The 20,667-nt window shown below is 67.3% G+C and carries 22 protein-coding genes and 1 tRNA gene; 13 read left to right on the top strand and 10 right to left on the bottom strand.

Annotation, left to right across the window (positions count from 1 at the left end):
* Nucleotides 1-442: 442 nt before the first annotated feature.
* The 4 genes from A6E15_RS03820 (at nucleotide 443) to A6E15_RS21325 (ending at nucleotide 3,307) form a co-directional block, all read left to right on the top strand.
* Nucleotides 443-661 carry a HalOD1 output domain-containing protein gene (locus A6E15_RS03820; RefSeq protein ID WP_076143811.1) on the top strand — a complete coding sequence of 73 codons (219 nt, stop codon included), beginning with the start codon at nucleotides 443-445 and terminating at the stop codon, nucleotides 659-661.
* 296 nt (nucleotides 662-957) lie between these two features.
* The gene (locus tag A6E15_RS03815; RefSeq protein WP_076143809.1) at nucleotides 958-1,872 is read left to right on the top strand and encodes a DMT family transporter; all 915 of its coding nucleotides are present in this window, start codon (nucleotides 958-960) and stop codon (nucleotides 1,870-1,872) included.
* A gap of 92 nt (nucleotides 1,873-1,964) precedes the next feature.
* Nucleotides 1,965-2,945 carry a 3-isopropylmalate dehydrogenase gene (gene leuB, locus A6E15_RS03810; RefSeq protein ID WP_076143807.1) on the top strand — a complete coding sequence of 327 codons (981 nt, stop codon included), beginning with the start codon at nucleotides 1,965-1,967 and terminating at the stop codon, nucleotides 2,943-2,945.
* 47 nt (nucleotides 2,946-2,992) lie between these two features.
* Entirely contained in the window at nucleotides 2,993-3,307 is a 315-nt protein-coding gene (locus tag A6E15_RS21325; RefSeq protein WP_245800527.1) for an MFS transporter, read from the top strand.
* A gap of 310 nt (nucleotides 3,308-3,617) precedes the next feature.
* Here the strand turns inward: A6E15_RS21325 and A6E15_RS21640 are convergent, their stop codons facing one another.
* Nucleotides 3,618-3,743, bottom strand: coding sequence for a hypothetical protein (locus tag A6E15_RS21640; RefSeq protein WP_277612876.1), 126 nt, complete (start codon nucleotides 3,741-3,743; stop codon nucleotides 3,618-3,620).
* A 181-nt stretch (nucleotides 3,744-3,924) separates the two neighbouring features.
* Between A6E15_RS21640 and A6E15_RS03800 the strand changes: the two genes are divergently transcribed.
* Nucleotides 3,925-5,010 carry an alpha/beta fold hydrolase gene (locus A6E15_RS03800; RefSeq protein ID WP_076143805.1) on the top strand — a complete coding sequence of 362 codons (1,086 nt, stop codon included), beginning with the start codon at nucleotides 3,925-3,927 and terminating at the stop codon, nucleotides 5,008-5,010.
* A gap of 166 nt (nucleotides 5,011-5,176) precedes the next feature.
* Here A6E15_RS03800 and dph5 read toward each other — a convergent pair whose 3' ends face one another.
* Nucleotides 5,177-5,965: a diphthine synthase gene (gene dph5 / locus A6E15_RS03795; protein ID WP_076143802.1), complete on the bottom strand. Its 789-nt coding sequence runs from the start codon at nucleotides 5,963-5,965 to the stop codon at nucleotides 5,177-5,179.
* Between the two features lie 72 nt (nucleotides 5,966-6,037).
* Nucleotides 6,038-6,457: a Rieske (2Fe-2S) protein gene (locus A6E15_RS03790; protein ID WP_076143800.1), complete on the bottom strand. Its 420-nt coding sequence runs from the start codon at nucleotides 6,455-6,457 to the stop codon at nucleotides 6,038-6,040.
* A gap of 325 nt (nucleotides 6,458-6,782) precedes the next feature.
* On the opposite strand from A6E15_RS03790, the gene A6E15_RS03785 reads away from it, so the two are divergent.
* The 5 genes from A6E15_RS03785 to A6E15_RS03765 all read left to right on the top strand — a co-directional run bounded on the left by A6E15_RS03785 (nucleotide 6,783) and on the right by A6E15_RS03765 (nucleotide 10,448).
* Nucleotides 6,783-7,184, top strand: coding sequence for an ArsR/SmtB family transcription factor (locus A6E15_RS03785; RefSeq protein ID WP_076143798.1), 402 nt, complete (start codon nucleotides 6,783-6,785; stop codon nucleotides 7,182-7,184).
* Nucleotides 7,177-8,364: an ACR3 family arsenite efflux transporter gene (gene arsB / locus A6E15_RS03780; RefSeq protein WP_076143796.1), complete on the top strand. Its 1,188-nt coding sequence runs from the start codon at nucleotides 7,177-7,179 to the stop codon at nucleotides 8,362-8,364. The genes A6E15_RS03785 and arsB overlap by 8 nt, the downstream gene beginning before the upstream one ends.
* Before the next feature lie 219 nt (nucleotides 8,365-8,583).
* Nucleotides 8,584-9,021, top strand: a complete 438-nt coding sequence (locus A6E15_RS03775; protein ID WP_076143794.1) for an arsenate-mycothiol transferase ArsC — start codon at nucleotides 8,584-8,586, stop codon at nucleotides 9,019-9,021.
* Nucleotides 9,022-9,232: 211 nt separating this feature from the next.
* Nucleotides 9,233-10,270, top strand: a complete 1,038-nt coding sequence (locus A6E15_RS03770; protein WP_076143791.1) for a class I SAM-dependent methyltransferase — start codon at nucleotides 9,233-9,235, stop codon at nucleotides 10,268-10,270.
* Nucleotides 10,271-10,374: 104 nt separating this feature from the next.
* Nucleotides 10,375-10,448 (top strand) — tRNA-Thr (locus A6E15_RS03765).
* A 159-nt stretch (nucleotides 10,449-10,607) separates the two neighbouring features.
* Here A6E15_RS03765 and A6E15_RS21635 read toward each other — a convergent pair.
* The 4 genes from A6E15_RS21635 to A6E15_RS03750 all read right to left on the bottom strand — a co-directional run bounded on the left by A6E15_RS21635 (nucleotide 10,608) and on the right by A6E15_RS03750 (nucleotide 13,038).
* Nucleotides 10,608-10,739 (bottom strand): hypothetical protein, encoded by a 132-nt coding sequence (locus A6E15_RS21635; RefSeq protein ID WP_277612875.1) that lies wholly within the window; start codon nucleotides 10,737-10,739, stop codon nucleotides 10,608-10,610.
* Between the two features lie 236 nt (nucleotides 10,740-10,975).
* On the bottom strand, nucleotides 10,976-11,680 hold the full coding sequence (locus tag A6E15_RS03760; RefSeq protein WP_076143788.1) for an energy-coupling factor transporter transmembrane component T family protein: 705 nt from the start codon (nucleotides 11,678-11,680) through the stop codon (nucleotides 10,976-10,978).
* A 49-nt stretch (nucleotides 11,681-11,729) separates the two neighbouring features.
* Complete coding sequence (locus A6E15_RS03755) at nucleotides 11,730-12,434, bottom strand: energy-coupling factor ABC transporter ATP-binding protein (RefSeq protein ID WP_076143785.1); 705 nt, start codon at nucleotides 12,432-12,434, stop codon at nucleotides 11,730-11,732.
* A gap of 19 nt (nucleotides 12,435-12,453) precedes the next feature.
* A complete protein-coding gene (locus A6E15_RS03750) occupies nucleotides 12,454-13,038 on the bottom strand; it encodes a biotin transporter BioY (protein WP_076143783.1) in 585 nt (194 codons plus the stop codon).
* Between the two features lie 413 nt (nucleotides 13,039-13,451).
* Between A6E15_RS03750 and A6E15_RS03745 the strand changes: the two genes are divergently transcribed.
* The gene (locus tag A6E15_RS03745) at nucleotides 13,452-17,612 is read left to right on the top strand and encodes a DUF7282 domain-containing protein (protein WP_084177331.1); all 4,161 of its coding nucleotides are present in this window, start codon (nucleotides 13,452-13,454) and stop codon (nucleotides 17,610-17,612) included.
* Nucleotides 17,613-17,707: 95 nt separating this feature from the next.
* Here the strand turns inward: A6E15_RS03745 and A6E15_RS03740 are convergent, their stop codons facing one another.
* Both A6E15_RS03740 and A6E15_RS03735 read right to left on the bottom strand, forming a co-directional pair.
* Nucleotides 17,708-18,535 carry a formyltransferase family protein gene (locus tag A6E15_RS03740; protein WP_076143780.1) on the bottom strand — a complete coding sequence of 276 codons (828 nt, stop codon included), beginning with the start codon at nucleotides 18,533-18,535 and terminating at the stop codon, nucleotides 17,708-17,710.
* Between the two features lie 399 nt (nucleotides 18,536-18,934).
* Nucleotides 18,935-19,225: a DUF7545 family protein gene (locus A6E15_RS03735; protein ID WP_076143777.1), complete on the bottom strand. Its 291-nt coding sequence runs from the start codon at nucleotides 19,223-19,225 to the stop codon at nucleotides 18,935-18,937.
* 124 nt (nucleotides 19,226-19,349) lie between these two features.
* On the opposite strand from A6E15_RS03735, the gene A6E15_RS20755 reads away from it, so the two are divergent.
* Complete coding sequence (locus A6E15_RS20755; protein WP_006179925.1) at nucleotides 19,350-19,493, top strand: DUF7557 family protein; 144 nt, start codon at nucleotides 19,350-19,352, stop codon at nucleotides 19,491-19,493.
* A 29-nt stretch (nucleotides 19,494-19,522) separates the two neighbouring features.
* Here the strand turns inward: A6E15_RS20755 and A6E15_RS03730 are convergent, their stop codons facing one another.
* A complete protein-coding gene (locus A6E15_RS03730) occupies nucleotides 19,523-19,990 on the bottom strand; it encodes a DUF5799 family protein (protein WP_076143775.1) in 468 nt (155 codons plus the stop codon).
* Between the two features lie 154 nt (nucleotides 19,991-20,144).
* Here A6E15_RS03730 and A6E15_RS03725 point away from each other — a divergent pair, with 154 nt between their 5' ends.
* Complete coding sequence (locus tag A6E15_RS03725) at nucleotides 20,145-20,621, top strand: universal stress protein (RefSeq protein WP_076143772.1); 477 nt, start codon at nucleotides 20,145-20,147, stop codon at nucleotides 20,619-20,621.
* The last annotated feature ends 46 nt before the right edge of the window (nucleotides 20,622-20,667 follow it).

The raw sequence follows: 20,667 nt of genomic DNA, 5'->3' as shown, positions 1-20,667 counted from the left end.
AGGCACAACGCGCGGTCCGCTCCGGAAACTCACGGTCCGGACGACAACCCCGGCCCAACCAGTCAACATCCTAACGTTCTTTATGGTTGGTTGCGTAACACACGGATGCGCACGAAAGTGCGCCGAGTCGGAGTGTCCAGGACCAACTACACACTCCGACTCAACTGAGGCCCCCGCGTAGCGGGAGCAATCCACCATTGACGTTGGCGAAATAAAGATGTGCCGACGTCCCGCCGCCCAGTCGTAACTGTGACCGGCGGGCTCGCTGGATTGTGTTTCGCTGTGTCGGGGCCTGCAACCGAACGACACATGGTCTCGAGAATCACCATCCACTGCGACTGTGGTACCGACGTCCGTCTCGCGACGACCGACGATCCGGCGACGTGTCCGGACTGTGGAACGGCGTTCGCGACGACGGTCTTCGAACTCACCAACTATCACCATGCACCCAACACTCGCCACGGCACTGTCACGTATCGCGGCCCGTGAGGGCTGTGATCGATCGGCCTTGCCACCGCTGTACGAGGCCGTCGACCCCGAGGCACTGGCCGCGGTACTCGAGTCGAACGGGGACGTCGCCGTTCGCTTCGCGTACGGCGACTACCGCGTCGTACTCGGCCCCGATCCCGACGAAGTGACGGTGATCGACGGGGCGCAGTAACGGGTCGTCAGTCGGAATCGGTCGACGATCACCTGTCTCCCTCGAGTCGGGTTTTCACCGCGTGTTGACGCCCGTCCGGAGCGATTCGTCGGGCACAGCGACCGGCGTCCGTGTCCGTGACGCGACGTTTCGGCTATAGTAGCTCTCGAAAGTCAATGCACACCCGATCGCAGGACAACGCTACGATCGATGTGTAAATCGTTTCGAGAGCTACTATCGGTCGTCTCCTTCCTCGCGTCGGCCGCGGGCTGGCTCGAAATCGCGGGATACTTCGGAGGCAGCGCCCAACTACGGGTATGTCTCGTTTCCGCGACGGGGGACTTTTCCTGTTGCTCGCCGTCCTGTGGGGATTTTCGTTCCCCGCGATCTCGGTCGGCCTCGAGTATCTCCCGCCGCTGCTCTTTGCGGCCGCCCGGTACGACATCGCGGCGGTCCTGTTGTTGACCGCGGCCGTCGTCCGGGTCGAGAAGTGGCGACCGACCGCACGGAACGACCTGCTCGCGGTCGCGGGCGGCGGCGTCTTCCTCATCGCCGGCAACGGCCTGCTCTTTCTGGGCCAGCAGACGGTTCCGAGCGGCGTCGCCGCAATTTTGCAGGGACTGGTGCCGATCATCACCGCGCTGTGGGCGATCCCGCTGCTGGGCGAGCGGCTCTCGCCGCTCGGGGCCGTCGGCGCGGCGATCGGCTTTCTGGGCGTCGGCCTCGTGATCCAGCCCGATCCGGCCAACCTGCTGGCCGGTGACACCGCCTCGCAGTTGCTCATCGTCGGGCAGGTCTGCAGCGTCGCGCTCGGCGGCGTGTTGATCCAGCGGGCCGGCCCGACCCTCGAGCAACTGCCGCTGGTCGGCTGGTCGATGCTCGTCGGCGGGCTCGTCTTGCACGCGGTCAGCCTCGCGGCCGGCGAGTTGCCGAGCGTCGACGTGGTCGGCCCCGTCTCGGTCGGTGCGTTGCTCTATCTCGGCGTCTTCGCGACCGCGATCGCCTTCATGATCTACTTTCGCGTCCTCGCGGAATACGGCGCGTTCGAGGCGGCGTTGATCGGCTATCTGGTGCCGATCGTCGCGACGATCGCGAGCGTCGTCCTGCTGGGCGAGGAGATCGGCGCGCTGACCGTCGCCGGCTTCGGGCTGGTGGCGGTCGGCTTCGCCCTGCTCAAGCGTCGCGCGATCGCCGACGCGGTGGGGTTCTCGACGGGCGTCGGAAGCCCCTGATTGGCGAGTGAGTCGGGACAGTCGGCTCGAGCCGCGAGTGGCATGATACCGGTATCGATACCCTCTTTTCGGCCCCGCGACGATGATTGGGCATGACTCACGAGATCGCCGTCATCCCGGGCGACGGAATCGGACAGGAAGTAACGCCGGCCGCCGTCGAGGTACTCGAAGCCCTCGAGCCCGAGTTCGAGTTCGTCGACGCGGACGCCGGAGACGCGGTAAAGGAAGAAACCGGCGAGGCGCTACCCCAGGAGACCTACGACCTGGCGGCGTCGGCCGACGCGACGCTGTTCGGCGCGGCCGGGAACACGGCCGCCGACGTCATCCTACCGCTCCGGGAGGCGGTCGAGTCGTTCGTCAACGTCCGCCCGGCGAAGGCCTATCCCGGCGTCGACGCCGTCCGTCCCGAGACCGACCTCGTTTTCCTCCGGGAGAACACCGAGGGCGTCTACGCGGGCCACGAGGATCGACTGACCCAGGACGTCTCGACGCTGACCCGCGTCGTCACGGAGTCCGCCTCGGAGCGACTCGCCGAGTTCGCCTGTGACTACGTCGCCGGCGACGACCACGACGGCTTCTCGATCGTCCACAAGGCGAACGTCATGCGCGAGACGGACGGACTCTTCCGCGACACGGTCAAGGGCGTCGCCGACGAGCACGGCGTCGAGACCGATCAGGTGCTGATGGACGCCTTCGCGACGCGGGTCTGTCTCGACCCCGAGCAGTTCGACGTCGTCGTCTGTCCGAACCTCGCGGGCGACGTCCTCTCCGACCTCGCCGCGGGACTGGTCGGCGGGCTGGGCCTGCTTCCCTCGGCCAACATCGGCCCCGACCGCGCCCTCTTCGAGCCCGTCCACGGCACCGCGCCCGACATCGCCGGCGAGGGCGTCGCCAACCCCGCCGCGACGATCGTTTCCGCGGCGATGTTGCTCGAGTACCTGGGCTACGACGAGGCGAGCGACCGCGTCCACGATGCCGTCGAGGCCACGCTGGCCGACGGGCCGCGAACGCCGGATCTGGGCGGTGACGCCTCCACCGAGGACGTGACCGCGGCGATTATCGACCGCCTGTAACGGGGCTCACTCGCCGTTTTTAGTAGCGCGGGGTCGCCCGACACCGCATGGCTCGGAACGATCGAGCCGTGACGGCCTTCGCCATGCTCGGCCACGCTACGTTTCACACCTACGAGCTGGTGATTCCGATCTTCGTCGCCATCTGGCTCGAGGCTTTCTCGACGACACCGGCGTTTCTGGGGGCCGCCGTCGGCGCGAGCTACGCCCTCGTGGGGGTCGGCGAACTCCCGAGCGGCCTGCTCGCCGACCGAGTCAGTTCCAAGGCGCTCGTGCTGGCGTGCTCGCTCGGCATGGGTGCGGCGTTCGCGGTCGTCGCCGTCGCGCAGACGATCGCCGTGCTGACCGCCGGGCTCCTGTTGTGAGGGCTCGCCGCGAGCCTCTATCACCCGGCCGGACTGGCGCTGCTCAGCCGCGGGACGAAAGCCCAGGGGACCGCGTTCGCATACCACGGCGCTGTGGGCAACGTCGGCGTCGCGACCGGGGCCCTGCTCTCGCGGCGGTGGCGCTCGCGTTCGTCGGCTGACAGGCCGTTGCCGTCCTGCTGCTGGGGCCCGCCCTCGCCGCGGCGGCCGTCGGGGGTACCCTCGGCTTTCTCACCTTCATCATCGCCCCGATCAATCAGGAGGCGATCTCGGCGTACACGCCGGCCGACGCGCGGGGGCTCTCCTTCGGCTACTCGTACACGGCGATCTTCGGCGTCGGCGCGGTCGGCTCGTCGCTGGCCGGGTTCGTCCTGACGCGATCGACGCCGACCGTGCTGTTCGTCGTCGCCGCCTGTGCCGCGGTCGCCGCCCTCATCGGCGGGACGCTCCGTCGTCGCTCCGGCCGGCGGTCTCCTGACGGCGTGACGGCGGACGATTGATGCGGATTATTGTCACCGGGACTGACTGACAGTAAACCGTGTGAGCCCGCCCCCGACGGCGAGTCGGAACCCTGTTCCGGCCCGAGAGTTATCATGGGGGCCGTGGTACCGGCGGCCATGACTCGAGACGACACCCTCGTCGGGGTCGACTCACGGTTCGTCGAAACGGGGCGATTGGGGACCCACTATCTCGAGTCGGGGGATTCCGACCGGACTGTGGACGCGGGCGAGACGGTCGTGTTCCTCCACGGAAACGTCTCCTCCTCGCGGTTCTTCGAGGACGTGATGGCCGACCTGCCCGGTCGGCATCGGGCGATCGCACCCGACATCCGGGGGTACGGCGACTCGGAGCCGAAACCGGTCGACGCGACGAACGGGCTCGGCGACTTCGAGCGGGATCTGCACGCGCTGCTCGGCGAACTCGATCGCGCGGAGCCGGTCGTCCTCGTCGGCTGGTCCAACGGCGGCGGGGTCGCGATGCGGTACGCGATCGACCACCCCGAGGCGGTCGCGGCCCTCGTCCTCGTCAACCCGCTGTCGCCGTACGGCTTCGGCGGGACGAAAGACCTCGAGGGAACGCCGTGTTTCGACGACCACGCCGGCTCCGGCGGCGGGATCGGCAACGATGCCTTCGTCGCGGGACTTGCCGACCGTGACCGTGGCGTCGAGGGCCGAACCTCGCCGCGGAAGGTCCTGCGGACCTACTACGTCGATCCGACCCACGAGTTCGACGCCGAGCGCGAGGAGTCGTACCTGACCGGGATGCTCGACACGGCGACCGGAGACGAGAACTACCCCGGCTCGTCAAACCCCAGTGACAACTGGCCCGGCATCGCCCCCGGCGAAACCGGGGTGAACAACTCAATCTCGCCCAAATACTGCGACCTCGAGGGGGTCACCGAGATCGACACCGACGCCAAGCCGCCCGTGCTGTGGATCCGCGGTGACTCGGATCAGATCGTCTCGAACGCCTCGCTGTTCGACCTGGGGACGCTCGGCCGAATGGGCGAACTCCCCGACTGGCCCGGCGAGGACGTCTTCCCGCCCCAGCCGATGGTCGACCAGACCCGCGCCGTCTGCGAGCGCTACGCCGACCGCGGCGGCGAGTTCGAGGAGGTCGTTTTCGGCAACACCGGCCACGCGCCCCATCTCGAGGTTCCGGGGGACTTCCGCGACCGGCTCGAGTCGGTGCTGGGTGGCTGAGGTCGCGGGCAGTATGGGCTCAGGACTCCGGGTTCCACTTCGGGGCCGCTTCAGCATCGAGCGCCGACGGGTCGAGGATACCGACCGTCCGTCTCCCGGCGTCCGTTTTCGATCGAAACACGGTCAGTCGGGGACGGCTATCGGGCCGGCCCGTCGTTGCCCTCGGTCAGGCGATATCGAGGGCGTCCCGATCGGCCCCGGCCAGTTCCTCGAGCGCGTCGGCCTCGAGGAGGTGACACTCGCCGGGCACGACCAGCAGATGCAGCGGGGCGCCGAACTCCCGGTCGGCGAGTTCGGTCATGGTGCCGGCCTCGACGATCGGGTCGGGGCTGCCCGCGCGGGCGACGACGACGCCGACGAGATCGGGGTATTCCTCGGCGAGCAACTCGGCCCCGACGTCGGCGGTCATGTACTCGTCCTCGTCGGTCCGCTCGTGGCCGATCTTAATATCGAGGTAGACGATCGTGTGGAGCCCGTCCGCCCGGTTCGAATCGGTCGTCTCGGTCACGCTCGCGGGCAGGCCGTCGGCGCCGTGGGCGTAGGGAAAGGGCAGCGTCGTCGCCTTCCCGAACCGGTAGTTCTGGAGTCCGGTCAGCGCGCTGGTGGCCGTCTGGGCCGTGACGCCGTGGATCACCCGCGTCTCGATCCCGCGGTCGTGGGCCCGCAGGCGCAGGTCGACGTGAGTCGTCGAGATCATCGTGTCGCCCGCGGTGAGAAAGGCCACGTCCTCGGTCTCCGCCGCCTCGAGCATGTCTTCGGGATGCTGTTCGACGCCCGCGCGGTCCCGGACTTCGATCGCCGTGTCGTGGTGAGACTCGAGGTCCTCGATCGTCGTCCCGATCAGTTCGCTGGTGTAGAACTCGGCGTAGGCGCGGTCGGCCGCCCGGAGGGCCTCCCGGCCCTCGACGGTGATCGACCGCTCGTCGTAGAGTCCGAGGCCGATGAACGTGAGCATACGAGGCCGTAGTCGTAGCTCGCGGAATACGTTTTCGAGACGACGGTTCCGGTCGTGGACGGCGCGAACCGTTCAGAACCCGATGTGTGAGGTCGACGACGGACCGTCGTCCTCGTCGTCTTCGTCGTCGATCGCGCCTTCGTGGGCGAAGGTGAAATCGTCGTCGGTCAGGTAGACGACGCCGTCTTCGACGGTCACGCCGACGGACGGCAGCGTCGTATCGGCCGCCTCGCCGTTGTCGCAGTAACCCGAGCAGCTGTCGAACATCGATCCGTGTTTCGGGCAGATGATCTGTCCGTCCCGAATCGCTGCCCCCCGGCCCGTGTCGAATCGCTGGGCCTCGTGGGTACAGCGATTGATCCACGCTTCGACCCCCGCTCTACAGGGGACTAGAATCGCCTCGTCGGGTTCGCCGTACTGATCGCGAATCGTAAAGAGCCACGATCGGTCCTCGTGGACCGTTTCGACGGTCGTGAGTCGCGTTCCGCGCATTCAACGATCGGGTTCGGCTCCCGGCGGCAAACCGTTTCCGGCGACGGCCCGACCGACTTCGGGAATCGCCGAACCGCCGACACGACCGCGAACTGATCGACGACGAGCGGTCTCCGATCAAGACAGTATCGGCGTTCCCGCGATCGCACTACGAATATAGTTGAAAATATAGACAACTATTATCTCGGCAATTTCCTTGCCGAACGTCGAGATGTAATCGATAGCGATCGCATTCAGCACCCAATCGCGCTTCGAGTATGGATCCACCCCCTTAGCTGATCCTCAAACAAAACAGTTAATTGAATATCTAATCAAGTATCTCTCGATGGCACAAGCGACGAACCGACTCCAACGCTATCTCGACGACGAACTCGGAGAGTGTCGCAGCGAGGATGTCGAGCGACGACTGGACGAACTCAGCACGCTCGAGGCCGGACTCGGGACGGCACAGGCGGAGGCGGAACTCGACGTTCTTTCGGCGCTGGCCAACGAGACGCGCTATACCCTCGTACGCGTACTCGTCGCAGCCGAAGAAGAACTCTGCGTCTGCGAACTGAACGCCGTCGTCGACGTGACCGAGAGCGGGCTCAGCCACGCCCTCTCGGCGCTCGTCGACGCCGGCCTCGTCGAGAGTTGGAAGGATGGCCGCTGGAAGAAGTACCGGGCGACCAACCGCGCGGTGGCACTCGTCACCGTCCTCGAAGGGAGCGTGACTATCGATGAGTAACGTCGAACACGAACACGGCCCGGACTGCGGCTGTCCGGACTGCGGGGATCCGCGGTCGATGGACTTCCTTGATAAGTATCTGACCGTCTGGATCTTCGGCGCGATGTTCGTCGGCGTCGGCCTCGGCTACGTCGCCCCGTCGGTGACCCAACCCATTCAGGACCTTCACCTCGTGGAGATCGGACTCATCCTGATGATGTATCCGCCGCTGGCGAAGGTCAACTACGGCCAGTTGCCGACCGTCTTCAAGAACGTGACGGTACTCGGGCTGAGCCTCGTCCAGAACTGGCTGATCGGCCCGACCGTGATGTTCGCGCTGGCGATCGTCTTCTTCAGCGGCATCACGCCGGGGCTGCCTGCCCGACCGGAGTTCTTCCTCGGGCTGGTGTTCATCGGGATGGCCCGCTGTATCGCGATGGTCTTGGTGTGGAACGAACTCGCCGACGGCTCCAGCGAGTACGCCGCGGGGCTGGTCGCGTTCAACAGCGTCTTCCAGATCTTCACCTACGGCGTCTACGTCTGGTTCTTCGCGTTGTTCGTCCCCGACCTGCTGGGACTCGAGGAACTCGCAGCGGGTATCGACTCCTTCAACATCGGCCCGTGGGAAGTCTTCACTGCGATCGCGATCTTCCTCGGGATCCCCTTCGCCGCGGGCATCGTCTCGCGCGCCGTCGGGACGCATACGAAAGGTGTCGAGTGGTACGAGGAGGAGTTCGTGCCGACGATCGACCCGCTGACGTTGATCGCGCTGCTTTTCACCGTCGTCGTGATGTTCGCGATGCAAGGCGAACGCATCGTCGGCCAGCCCAGTGACGTCCTGCTGCTCGCCGTCCCGCTGACGATCTACTTCGTGGTGATGTTCTTCGTCAGCTTCGGGATGGGCCACGGAATCGGAGCCGACTACTCGACGACGACCGCGATCGGCTTCACTGCGGCCTCGAACAACTTCGAACTCGCAATCGCCGTCGCGACGGCGGTGTTTGGCGTCGGATCCGGCGTCGCCTTCGCGACGGTCATCGGCCCGCTGATCGAGGTGCCCGTCCTGCTCTCGCTCGTGTACGTCGCACTGTGGTTCCAGCGCCGACTCGACTGGGCCGGCCACACGACGGGACAGCTCGAGAGTACGAAACCGTCTAGTTCCGGTAGCAGCGGATCCGACCCGGTCACGGAGGATGACTGACATGACCGCCGGTATACGACTGGCACCGACTGACGGCAGTCACTCGGCCGCAGCCGCTACGGCCCGTAGCTTCGAACGGGCAGCGCAACTCGACGCGAGCGGATACGGCCGCTCGTCCGCGAACAGCGGCCACGAGACGGGCCCGACCCACGTCGGTGACTCGCTACGTGTCCACGAGCAAATCACAGAACACGCGACAGTGCGTGCGGGTGAGAACGAATGACCGATCCGTCGGAACCGATCCGTATCGCCTTCGTCTGTGTCCAGAACGCCGGCCGGTCACAGATGGCCTACGCGTTCGCCCAGCGGGAGGTCACGGATCGGGGATTATCGGACGATGTCGACCTCGTGACTGGCGGAACCCACCCCGCCGACCACGTTCACGACGGGGTCGTTCGAGCGATGTCCGCAGTCGGAATCGATATTTCGGACCGGACGCCTCGAGAGATTACGTTCGAGGAGATCCAAGAAAGCGAGTACGTCGTCACGATGGGGTGTTCTGCCGAGGACGTGTGTCCGGCCGGATGGGCGGGTGAAAACCGCGACTGGGGCCTCGACGATCCGGATGGGAAATCGGCGACCGAGATCGACCAGATCCGAGACGAGATCGACGACCGGGTCAGCAGATTGTTCGACGAGGTCGCCTCGCAACGCTGATACTGCCGGACAGGACGACGTGACGCCGCTCGCAGCCGTGCGGTCGTCACCGATGGGACGACCGCGACATCACGACCGGTGTCGGAGTAACTGCTATACCGGTCTCTCTACTCACAGAATTCCCTCTCAATTCCTATCGCGATTATTGATTTATATCGATCTCGAGCCGCCAAAACGTCAGCGTTACGGCGGCCCACCGGCCAGTGCGAATATGGAAGTTCCGTGCGTCCGCGTCGCTCGCGAGGAGGGGGAAGCGACGCGATCGGCGCTTGCCGACGCGGACCTGATCGACGACGACTACGAGATCGCCGTCGAGGACGGGTGGCTCTACATCCCCGTCGCCGACCCCGACGCCGCCGCTGCCCTGCTCGCGGACGGCGAGATCGTCTCGCGGACGGTCAGCGAACGCGAGCAGCAAACGACGCCCGCGGACCTGCTCGAGTTCGACCCCACCTACGAACGTCTCGGAGAGGCCGCACTCATCGACGAGGACGACCCCGAGCACGCGCGGGCGATCGCGGACGCGATCCTCGAGTCGGACCTCCCCGTCGAGACGGTGCTGAACAAGGCCTCGAAAGTCAAAGGCGAGACGCGGGTCCGTGACTGGGAGCTGCTCGCGGGCGAAAACACCGAGGTCGTCCACCGCGAGTACGGCTGTGAGTTCCTGTTAGACCTCGCCGAGGTCTACTTCTCGCCGCGGCTCGCGACGGAACGGCATCGCGTGGCCGAGCAGGTCAGCGAGGCGCACCGGGCCTCGGAACGTGCGAGCGGGCAGGGCCCGCAAGCCGCAAGCGAGCGCGCCTTCGACATGTTCGCCGGCGTCGGCCCCTTCGTGATCCCGTTCGCGAAACGCGGCGCGACCTGCGTCGGGGTCGATCTCAACCCCGACGCCGTCGAATACCTCCGCGAGAACGCCCGCCGGAACGGCGTCGCGGACCGGGTGACCACCATCAACGACGACGTCCGCGAGGTCGCGACGGAGTACGCGGACTGGGCCGACCGCCTCGTGATGAACCTCCCTCACAGCGCCGACGAGTTCCTCGAGTCGGCGGTCATCGTCGCCGGCGACGACTGCACCCTCCACTACTACGACATCCAGCACGAGGACGACCCGTTCGGGCCCGGTGAGCGGGCAATCCGCGCGGCCGCCGAACCCGAGTACGACGTCACCGTCGAGACCCGCCACACCGTCCGCTCGTATGCCCCCCACGAACTGAACGTCTGTCTGGACGTCCGCCTCGAGCGGTGACGTGCCGACTCGTCGGGACCGCTCGGGCGCGTAACTCCCTCCCACGACCGGCTCGATTCGCAACCCTTATGGCCGGTATCGGTCCTACCAATGAATGCGTTCGCGCCGGTGTAGCTCAGACTGGCAGAGCGAATCCTTCGTAAGGATTAGGTCGAGGGTTCAAATCCCTCCACCGGCTTTCTTCCGGCGAACAAATCCGTGAGCCGGGAGTACGTTCTGAAGGGATTTGAATCAGGGAGCAGCTTCGCTGCGACCGTGGTTCAAATCCCTCCACCGGCTCTTTCTGCGACGAACAACGCAAGTCAGGAGCGAAGCGACCCGCTGACCGACGATCCGACTATCGATATGTGACGGGCGATTCCCCGGCGACCAGTCGCGACTCGAACTCCGCAACTGAAAGGACCTCGAGGTTCCCCTTGCGCTCTTTCCCGTGGACGTAGTCGACGATCCGATCGGTGCAGACTGACACGGAGGGCACAGCGGCTCAGCAGACCGGTTAGCTGACGGAGCCGGTACCCGATGGCCGCCGGAGCGGCGCCACCGCGGGCCGGTCGTTGCCGGTTGATAAATGAATTACGACGATACCAAATCGGCTGTGCTGGGGTCGAGACGGCTCGAGCCCGTCGCCGGGGACGGCTCGAGGACGGTGCTTCGACCGCTCGAGGGAGGAAATCGCGCGTCTCGACCGGGTTCGAACGGCGGGGATCAGTAGAAGGCGGACAGCACGAGACACAGGGCGAAGGCGAGGACGGGGTAATCGAGGCGGGAGAACGTAAGCGGCGGCAGCGTGGGGTTCCACGCGAAACACCGTGCGCGGAGCGCGAGCGAGAGACGGTCGGCCCGGTCGAACGCCCGCGTGAGCCCGAGCATGCCAACCGTGCTGATCCGGTCGACCGTGCCGCGTTCGGTCCCCAACCGGGCGGCCATCGCCTCGCGAATCGTCCGGAGATCGCCCTGCAGGACGGGGAGGAACCGGAAGACGAGCGCGATCCCGATCCCGAGCAGTTGGCCGGGTTTGCCGGGGATCGTCCGCTGGATCGCCGCCCGAGAGTCCCGGACCGGCGTCGACCGGACGTACGCCGCGCTGACCAGCAGGATGAGGAGGACCCGATAACTCGCCAGCCCCGACGTGAGGGCGTCCGCGCGGTCGAACCACGGGGTGCCGATCGTGACGCCGGCCAGCACCGGCGCGATCGCGAGGACGACGAGCGCGTACCGGTAGGCGGCGACGGTCCGACGGATCGAGACGCGCGCCGCCGCCAGGACGACGACGGTCACCACCGACAGCGCCAGCAACGCTCGAGGCGTCGGATGGGCCAGTGCGGTCGCCGCGAACCCGAGCTGGACCGCCAGCTTGCTCCGGGGGTCCAGTCGGTGGGCCAGCGTCTCGTCCGGGTCGTAGGTCAGCATCGGTCGCCTCCGGAGTCGCGCGAGTGGAGTAGCAGTCCGGTCATCGCGATCACCGGTCGGGAACGCGGACCTCGAGGCCCGCGAGGTCTCCGAGCGCGTCGTCGGGCGAGCCGTCGACGGCCACCCGCCCGTCCCGCATTGCGATCGCCCGGTCGGCCAGTCCCAGCACGTCCCGCAGGTCGTGGGTGGCGAGCAAGACCCCGGTGCCGTCGGCCGACAGCGCCGCGAGTCGCCCGAGGACCGAGCGGCGCGCGGGCTCGTCGAGGCCGGTGAAGGGTTCGTCGAGGACGAGGTGGGTCGGATCCATCGCGAGCGCGCCCGCGATGGCGACGCGGGACTGCTCGCCGCCCGAGAGGGCCTCGATCCGGTCGTCTTCCCGGCCGGCCATGTTGACCGCCTCGAGGGCGGCGTCGACGCGGCGGTCGATCTCGGCCCGCTCGAGGCCGAGGTTTTCGGGCCCGAAGGCGACGTCCGCGCCGACGGTCGCGGCGACGAACTGGTCGCGCGGGTGCTGGAAGACCATCCCGACGCGCGAGCGGGCGGCGATCAGGTCGTCGGAAACGGGCGTGCCGTCGACCAGCACCGTTCCGCTGTCGGGCGTCAGAAGGCCGTTGCAGTGTCTGAGCAGCGTCGTCTTCCCGCTGCCGTTTGCTCCCGCCAGCAGGCAGAACTCGCCGTCCTCGATCGTCAGCGAGACGTCCTCGAGGACCGAAACGTCGTCGAACGCGTAGGAAACCGACCGAAACTCGATCATTGGATCGTGCCCCGAGCGATCACGTCGGATCGATGTGGCCGGCCTTGACGATCACGATCGCGGCGACGATCTTCAGCAGGTCACCCGGGACGAACGGGACGACGGCGAGCTGGAGCGCCTCGATCGCCCCGAGTTCCAGGGCGTACGCGAACCACGCCGTCCCGAGCCCGTAGATGACGATCAGCGCCGCGAGCAACGCTGCGACGAGGACCGGCGCCGAGGCGTCCGCGGGATCCGCGAGGCCGTCGGTGCCGTGAACCACGGCCCCGATCAGTAGTACGGCGAGCGGGTAGGCGACGAGATAGCCGCCGGTTTGACCAAGCAAGACGCCCACGCCGGCCGTTCCGTTGGCGAACACCGGGATTCCGATCGCGCCGGCGGTCAGATAGAGCCCGATCGACACCGTTCCCCAGTACGGACCGAGGTACAGCCCCATCAGGTAGACGACGAGGACCCCGAGCGATATCGGGATCGGCGAGAACGGGATCGGGATCGATCCCACCACGGCCGCGGCCCCCATCAGTGCCGCGAGGATGGCCGCCCGCGCGAACGAGCGGACGGCGTCGTCGTCGACTAACTCGACCGAATTCCGTTCCGTTGCCATACCCCCGCTCTCTCGTAAACCCGGATCAATACTTCGGTTTCCGAAACATCCGGTCGATCGGATGACAGAACGGGTCGAGCGGCGGCTCGATACCGAGACGATCCGTCCGAAACAGGGCGCTTCGTTCCGGTTCGCGTGACGGTCCCGGTCGCGGCTCGAGGCGCTCGAGAGCGGCGGTGCCGGCCAGTTGCAGCGGGTTCTCGCGGACCGGGGCGCGGTAATATCTGATTGTCTCGCCGCGCTAACCGGAACGACCGGCCGGGCTTATGGCTCGATTCGGTCCCGTGGCGAGGGATGGGAGTCCGTACTGCGAACACCGGGCGGGGCCGTAACGGGTGGTGGGCAATCGAACGCGTCGTCGGGGTGGCTGCGCCGGCGGCGACCGTGGAATCGGCGGTCGGTGGGGGCAGCCGATGAGCCGTCGCCGGATCGCTGCGGTCGCGGTGATCGCCGTCGCGATGGTCGCCAGCGTCGTCGCCGTGCCGCTGCTCGGGGGGCTCGAGGGAATCGCCGGGGACGACGCGGGAACGGAGACGGACGCTGCATCGCCTCCCGGTCCCGAAGCGCAGACACAGTTTCAAAACGAGAGCGACGGCGACGCGGCGAGCGGAGACGGGTTCGATCCGATACGGCTGCCGCCGCCCGGTGCGACGGACGAGACGGGAACCGACGCGGACGTCGGCGGGACGACCGCGGAGGCGGCCCAGAGCGAGCGCGAGGACGCCGTCGAAGAGGGCGTCAGCGAGGGAGTCGCGCTCGTCCAGTCCCAGGGAGTCGAGGTGACCCAGGAACAGCGGGCGGCGGCGCTCGAGGGCGCACAGGGGTCGGTGTTGCAGTCCCAGAACGTCGAGGCTGACCAGGTACAGGCGGCGACAACGGGGGCCGTTCACGGAACGTTGATACAGCAACAGTCGGTCAACGTCACGCAGGTGCAGTACGCCGTCGGCGGCGCGACCGGCGGAGCGCTCTCGCAGTCGCAGTCGGCCAACGCGACCCAACTCCAGAGCGCGAGTTGGGGGGCCGCACACGGCGCGGTCGCCCAGCGACAACGTGTCAGCGTCGAGCAGTTGCAGGTGGCCACCAGCGGCGCGGCGGCCGGGGCCGCCAGCGAGGCGGGCGCGAAAGACGTCGGCGCGGTACCGAAGATCCAGGAGGCAGCACAGGGGGCCGCCTACGGTGCCCTGACGCAGTATCAGTCGATCAGCGTCGAGCAGCGCCAGCAGGTGACCCTCGATCACGTCCAGCACGCGGCGGCCGGCGCTGCCGCCGGCGCGCTCGAGGGGAGCGCGACCGCCGCCCTCGAGCAGCGCCAGCGAGTCGACGCCGAGCAGCGCCAGCGGGCGACGATCAAGCAGATTCAGAAGGCCGCGGCGGGCGCGGCGAAGGGCGCGCTCGTCCAGAAACAGCGCGTGTCGGTCGAGGGGACGCAGGCCGCGGCCCGGGGCGCGAGCCGCGGCTCGCTGAAACAGGTCCAGACGATCCGGCTCGAGCAGGTCCAGCGAGTCTCGATCACGCAGGTACAGGAGGCCTCCTTCGGCGCGGCCAAGGGTGCGATCTCCCAAGGTCAGGACGCGAGCGTCGAGGCGATCCAGGCGGCCGCCGACGGCAGCGCCGGCGGGGTCCTGGTCCAGCGACAGTCGGTGTCGGTCACACAGATTCAGGCCGCGGCTGTCGGGGCCGCGGAGGGCGCGGTCACGGCGGCCGTACAGCGGCAGGCGGTGAGGGTCGAACAGGTCCAAGCGGCCGCGTTCGGTGCCGGTCAGGGAGCGGTGACCCAGACGCAACTCGTCGACGTGACGCAGGTCCAGCGGCTCGCGTACGGCGGGGCCAGCGGGGCGCTCGTGCAGGCGCAGGACGCGTCGATCACGCAGGTCCAGATCGCAGCCGGCAGTGCCGTGACCGAGACGGCGCGAGCCGTCCAGTCCCAGCGGATCAGTATCACGCAGCTCCAGACGATAACGCAGGAGAGCGCGGCCGACGCGACCGCCTACGCCGTCGCCGAAGGGACCGACGAGATCGCGGTGATCAGCCAGCACGTCGAGATCGAGGTCGAGCAGCGCATCGAGACGGCCGACCGGATCGAGGGGACCGCATCGATCGACTTCCCCGATCAGGAGAGCGACGGGGACGCGGTCACCGTCGCCGACGTCTCGCTCTCGGAGGGCGGGTTCGTCGCCGTCTACGAGGGTGTCGCCGTCGACGCCGATCCCGACGCGATCGTCGGCGTCTCGAGCTCCCTCGAGTCCGGCGATCACGAGAACGTGACCGTCGACCTCGAGGAGCCGTTGAACGAGAGCGGGCCGCTCGTCGCGGTCGTCCACCACGACACCGACGGCGACGAGGCGTTCGGCTACGTCGAGTCCGACGGTGAGGACGACGTGCCGTACGTCACCGCGGGCGGCGCGCCGGTCCTCGACGGTGCGTTCGTGACCGTTGTCGACGAGCCCGCCGAGCCCGAGGCGACGCTGTCGGTCGACGATCAGGAGGGCAACGGGACGACGCTGACGGTCGACGGGGCCAACGCGACCGTCCCCTACACCCTGACCGCGTCGTACGACGGCGACACCGTCGAGAGTGAGCCGTTCGCGGCCGGTGAGGATGTAACGAACCACGCGCTCGAGTTGGAGCCGCCCCTCGAGGACGACGCGAGCGTCGAGGTGTCGATCGTCGGCGAGGACGGCACGACGCTCGCGAACGACACGATCGAGTACGCCGTCGCGAACGGCTCCGACGGTCCCGAGGCGACGCTATCGGTCGACGATCAGGAGGGCGAGGGAGACACCCTCGAGATCGACGCGACGAGCGCGACGGTGCCGTACGTCGTGACGGCCGAATACGACGGGGAGCGGGTCGACAGCGGCCGGTTCGAGGGCAACGAAACGATCGCCGAGGCGTCGATCGACCTCGAGCCGCCCCTCGAGGACGACGCGAGCGTCGACGTCTCCGTTCGAGCGGCCGCGGGCGACGCGATCCTGGCGAACGACACGATCGAGTACGCGGTCGTCGAGCCCGAGCCCGGCGAGCCGACGGCGAACCTCTCGGTGGCCGACCAGACCGGCGACGGTGAGACGCTGACGGTCACCTCGGCCAACGCCTCGGTCGAGTACGCGCTGACAGTCGCCGACGAGAACGGGACTCGACTCGCGGAGACCGAGCGCTTCGCGGCCAACGAGACGATCGGCCCGCGGGAGATCGACCTCGAGCCGCCGCTGTCGGCGAATTCGACGCTCGAGGCGTCGGTCGTCGCGGCCGACGACGGCACGCCGATCGAGACGGCCGAGGTCGAGTACACCGTCGACGGAGCGGTCCCGGACTTCGACGTCGCGTTCGCGAACTGTTCGCGGGCGGTCGTCGAGGCCGACCTCGAGGCGGGGGATAGCGTCGCGGCGAGTACGGGCTTTTACGACACCGGCGGCTTCGGCAACACCATCATCGAGGACTACGTCACCGTCGGCGAGGACGTCGAGGCACCCTTCGACGGGACGATCGTCTTCGAGGTGGGTGACGAACGGAACGTGACGATCGACGGCGACGAGGTGACCGTCGAGGTGCCCGACTACGGCACCTTCGGGACCTACATCTCCGGGATTAGCTCGCCCGAGGCGGTCCCGTTCGCGTCGATCGATCACCCGAACCCCGACCTCGAGGCCTGCGACGACGAGGCACGGCCCGAACTCCCGTCGCTGTCGATCGAGGAGACGGAGCCCACCGGTGACGGCGACGCGATCGAGGTCACGTTCGGCTACGAGAACCCCAACGACGCGGCGGTCGCCGCGAACAGCGAATTCGTCGAGGGGACGACCGTCGACGAGCCACCGAGCGGGTTCGAACCCGGCGAGAACGCGTTCACCGTCGAGTGGGTCCCCGAGAGCGACGACGAACGGCTCGTCTGGCGGGCCGACTTCGCGAACCACGGCTACGAGGAGCCGGTGACGGTCGCGACGCCGCCCGCCGGCGAGGTTCGGCCGTCCGAGCCCGCCGCGTTCGACGTCTCGATCGCGTCGGTCACCAGTCCGGTCGAGCGAGGACAGACGATCGCAGTCGACGCCGATATCGAGAACGTCGGCGGCGAGGCGGGCACGCAGGAGATCACGCTCGCGATCGACGGGACCGTCGTCGACACCGAATCGGTCTCGCTCGAGGCCGGCGAGAGCCAGCCGGCCGCGTTCGACGCCGTGACCGAAGGACTCGAGCCCGGCGAGTACACGCTCGCGGTGGCGAGCGACGACGAGACCGCGGAGACGACCGTAACCGTCGAGGAGAGCGGTGAGCCGGCGACGATCGCGGTGACCGACCTCTCCGCGCCCGAGAGCGGCGAGGCCGGCCAGCAGGTGACGGTGACTGCGACCGTCGAGAATCAGGCTGATCTCGAGGGGACGGACACGGTGACCTACAGCGTCGACGGGCAGCCGGTCGCCGAGTCGACCGTGACGCTCGCGGGCGGCCAGTCGGCCGAAATTCCGTTCACGTCGTCGTTACCCGATGGCGCGTCGACGCATACGGTCACGACCAGCGACGACGAAGCGTCGATGGTGATCGAAGTGAACGCGCCGACGGCGACGGGAGGCGAGTAACGCTCCACGCCCCTCGACGACGACCGATGGTCGCGAGAGCGGGCTGCATACAGTGCGGGTACCGGCGCTGCCTCGAGTGGATCACCGTGCTGCGATCAGAACGTGGTGAGTTCCCGTCGAATCGCGTTCGTGCCGTGTTTTCGAAGGAACGCGAGCGTTTCGCGGACGCTGGGCGCGGATCGGTACGTTCCAAGGGAGTCCGGAACGGTCGGTTCGAACTCGGGGGAATTCAGGTTCGCCAGTCCGTCGATCAGTAGTTCGCTCATTATGGAGGTACGTTGTCGGCGTTTGATCGCGCCGTACGTGTCGTGACTGCGAACGGGAACGTGATCGATAGCGACGATCCGGCCGCCGTCGATTTGGTCGGTGAGTTGCTGGAGGGTCACGCCGACCGACCCCTCGCCGTCGATGTACTCCCAGAGCGGGCCGATTCGTCCTCTGTACTTCCTGATGTCGCCGAAGTGAAACGAGAGAACTCCACAGTCTGGGGCGTCGAGGATCCGGCCCGTGAGGAGTCCGAATCCGAACCGAACCACGACGTCCGTCTCGTCCGCGATCCTGTCGACGACCGGATCGGGGATCGATCGCCAGATTTCGTTTTTCCGGTCCGGTGAACACCGTACCACGTCCGCGTTTGCGAGTGCATCGACGGTCGAGAAGTGACGGGGTTCGTCGTAGGACGGCGGGCCACGGATCGCCCTCGAGAGCTCCGTACCGGCCCACACTGGGAGCCACGCTCCCCAGTTTCGGCTCCGGCCGAGCAGATACCGTATCGATCGATCCCGGAAGCGACGGGACTCGTCGTTAATGACGACGAGGGGGATTTCGACGGCAGTCCGATCGACCAGTTCCCGCAGCGCCGTTGCTCGATACGCAGGCAGAAAGTCGTCTTCCAACAGCACGCAGACAGTCTCACAACGCATTCGGGCTAGCTGACACGGAATTGTGCCTTCAAATTCGCCTCCGATTGCCGGTTCTGAAGGCGGAGTGAACTACTATGTAGTCCCGTGTTCGCTTCGGACGTTTGTCTACACGATTCCCCCGGCGAGGGAGGGGTTCGATCTTTCGGCCTTCGCCCTCCGACTTCCGGAGTCGAGGGGCGATCGGACCTCCGTTCCCGGTTGACCCGTACCGAGCGATCACCACCGTCGCAAATCGAGTCGACACTCGTGGTACGACAGCGTTCACACGGCCGCTAAACCCCACTCCGACGGTGTTCAACGGGGCCGGTACCGTTTGCTATAGACGGGACTCCGCTCGCGGGGGCGACGGGCGAAAACGGGCTGCGAAGAACTCCGGCGCGGGACCGACCGTCGCGGCCGTCAGTGCTGGTGGCCGGTCGCTTCGCCGAACGTGACGCCGAATCGCTCCTCGAAGAGGTCCATCACGCGTTCCTCCTGTGCCTCGAGTTCCGGATCGGCGTCCTCGCCGTGGTGGACGATATGGTGGGCGCGGCTGGCAAAGGAAAGGAGCATGACGTCACCGATCGTCTCGGCGTCGGTCTGGTCGCCCTCGGCGACGAGGTCGACGAGTCCCGACGGCACCGTCACGTCGTCGGTCGCGCCGTCTTCGGAACTGATCGAGAAGGTCGTCGTCTCGACTTCGTCTGTCATACTCCTACGGTCGGGAACCGCACCTAAAGGTGCTGTGGCTTGCATCGACGGCCCAGTCACCGATCGTCCGCCGCGAAACGGGTCCCTCGTGGCGTTTTTGCCGATCGACGGTGAACGATCGGGTATGCCATCCGTCGAACTCGAAGCGGAGACGATCGAACGGCTGGACGAGCTACGGGTCGACGACGAGTCCTACGACGAGCTGGTGACCGAACTGATCAACATCTACGAGACCAGCGAGTACACGATGTTTCACGCCGGTGACTGAGCGGCCACACCGGCGTCGGTGCCGTCGGCTCAGCTCCCGTCGGCGACGCTCTTCCGGACCGACTCCCAACGGCCCTTCGACTCGAGGTGTGACTGGAGTTTCTCCGCGTACTCCTGAGTGAGCTGTTCGGCCGCCTTCCGCTGCTCGTCCTCCGAGGGGCCGCTGTCCCCGCCCACGCCGAGCGCGCCCATGATCGAGTCGACGATCCCGCCGTCCGACGAGTCCGATCCGCCGGGCCCGCCCGGCCCGCCGGCCATCGCGCCCATGCCGGCCTGGACGCTCTCGAGTTCGGGGATGACGCCGTCGAGTTTGTCCGTGTCGGCGACGATCCGCGCCCGGTCGGGCTCGTCGGGGTGTTCGATCTCGAACTCCGTGGCGGTCATGATCAGGCTCCACTGCTGGTTGGAGAACCGGGACTCCTCGATCCGCGCGGCGAACTCCTGATCGACGGTCATCCGCTCGCCGACGATCCGGTCCGTCCACGGGTTGTCGCTCATGCCCCTCGGTTGGGGCGACCGCTGTATCAGCGTTTCCCTCCTGCTCGCCCGCGAACGGTAGCGAGCCGGTCGCGAAACCGTCAGCTTGACCGACGGTCGTTCCTGTCGGAAAAACGTTCATGTAGTGGTCTGTTGTATGGCATCACATAGCACAATGTACGACTGCATCCTCGTCCCGACCGACGGCTCCCGCGAGGTCGAACGGGCCCTCGAGTACGCGTTCGACCTCGCGCAACTACACAACGCGACGATCCGCGCGCTCTACGTCGTGAACGCGGCCGGCTACGGCGGGCTGCCGATGGAGACCGCCCTCGAGGGCGTCAGCGACGCGCTTCGGGGCGAGGGGCGGGCGGCGGTCGACCGGGTCGCGGAACTCGCGCCGGACGACGTCACCGTCGAGACCGAGATTCGGGAGGGGTCACCGAGTCAGGTCATCATCGACGAGGCCGGGCCCGAGGCCTGCGATCTGATCGTGATGGGGACACACGGCCGCGGCGGGATCGACCGGCTGCTGCTCGGCAGCGTCACGGAACGAGTCGTCAGGCGCGCCTCGGTGCCGGTCCTGACGGTACGGGTCGATCCTGACGATCTCGAGGACTGGCCCGAGGAGCCGCGACTCGCCGCCAAGTGAGGTGCGGAACCCCGAAGTCGATGCAGTCGTCTCGTTTCCTCCCGCC

It is taken from the genome of Natrinema saccharevitans, from assembly GCF_001953745.1.
Lineage (GTDB): Archaea > Halobacteriota > Halobacteria > Halobacteriales > Natrialbaceae > Natrinema > Natrinema saccharevitans.
Note: the sequence above shows the minus strand (reverse complement) of the source record. Positions and strands in the feature narration are given on the sequence as shown.

Bases quoted from the DNA above. Each gene is read 5' to 3' on its own strand.
- A6E15_RS03820 (WP_076143811.1), top strand. From the start codon at position 443: ATGCACCCAACACTCGCCACGGCACTGTCACGTATCGCGGCCCGTGAG.
- A6E15_RS03815 (WP_076143809.1), top strand. From the start codon at position 958: ATGTCTCGTTTCCGCGACGGGGGACTTTTCCTGTTGCTCGCCGTCCTG.
- leuB (WP_076143807.1), top strand. From the start codon at position 1,965: ATGACTCACGAGATCGCCGTCATCCCGGGCGACGGAATCGGACAGGAA.
- A6E15_RS21325 (WP_245800527.1), top strand. From the start codon at position 2,993: ATGGCTCGGAACGATCGAGCCGTGACGGCCTTCGCCATGCTCGGCCAC.
- A6E15_RS21640 (WP_277612876.1), bottom strand. From the start codon at position 3,743: ATGAGGGCGGCGACCGCGGCACAGGCGGCGACGACGAACAGCACGGTC.
- A6E15_RS03800 (WP_076143805.1), top strand. From the start codon at position 3,925: ATGACTCGAGACGACACCCTCGTCGGGGTCGACTCACGGTTCGTCGAA.
- dph5 (WP_076143802.1), bottom strand. From the start codon at position 5,965: ATGCTCACGTTCATCGGCCTCGGACTCTACGACGAGCGGTCGATCACC.
- A6E15_RS03790 (WP_076143800.1), bottom strand. From the start codon at position 6,457: ATGCGCGGAACGCGACTCACGACCGTCGAAACGGTCCACGAGGACCGA.
- A6E15_RS03785 (WP_076143798.1), top strand. From the start codon at position 6,783: ATGGCACAAGCGACGAACCGACTCCAACGCTATCTCGACGACGAACTC.
- arsB (WP_076143796.1), top strand. From the start codon at position 7,177: ATGAGTAACGTCGAACACGAACACGGCCCGGACTGCGGCTGTCCGGAC.
- A6E15_RS03775 (WP_076143794.1), top strand. From the start codon at position 8,584: ATGACCGATCCGTCGGAACCGATCCGTATCGCCTTCGTCTGTGTCCAG.
- A6E15_RS03770 (WP_076143791.1), top strand. From the start codon at position 9,233: ATGGAAGTTCCGTGCGTCCGCGTCGCTCGCGAGGAGGGGGAAGCGACG.
- A6E15_RS03760 (WP_076143788.1), bottom strand. From the start codon at position 11,680: ATGCTGACCTACGACCCGGACGAGACGCTGGCCCACCGACTGGACCCC.
- A6E15_RS03755 (WP_076143785.1), bottom strand. From the start codon at position 12,434: ATGATCGAGTTTCGGTCGGTTTCCTACGCGTTCGACGACGTTTCGGTC.
- A6E15_RS03750 (WP_076143783.1), bottom strand. From the start codon at position 13,038: ATGGCAACGGAACGGAATTCGGTCGAGTTAGTCGACGACGACGCCGTC.
- A6E15_RS03745 (WP_084177331.1), top strand. From the start codon at position 13,452: ATGAGCCGTCGCCGGATCGCTGCGGTCGCGGTGATCGCCGTCGCGATG.
- A6E15_RS03740 (WP_076143780.1), bottom strand. From the start codon at position 18,535: ATGCGTTGTGAGACTGTCTGCGTGCTGTTGGAAGACGACTTTCTGCCT.
- A6E15_RS03735 (WP_076143777.1), bottom strand. From the start codon at position 19,225: ATGACAGACGAAGTCGAGACGACGACCTTCTCGATCAGTTCCGAAGAC.
- A6E15_RS20755 (WP_006179925.1), top strand. From the start codon at position 19,350: ATGCCATCCGTCGAACTCGAAGCGGAGACGATCGAACGGCTGGACGAG.
- A6E15_RS03730 (WP_076143775.1), bottom strand. From the start codon at position 19,990: ATGAGCGACAACCCGTGGACGGACCGGATCGTCGGCGAGCGGATGACC.
- A6E15_RS03725 (WP_076143772.1), top strand. From the start codon at position 20,145: ATGTACGACTGCATCCTCGTCCCGACCGACGGCTCCCGCGAGGTCGAA.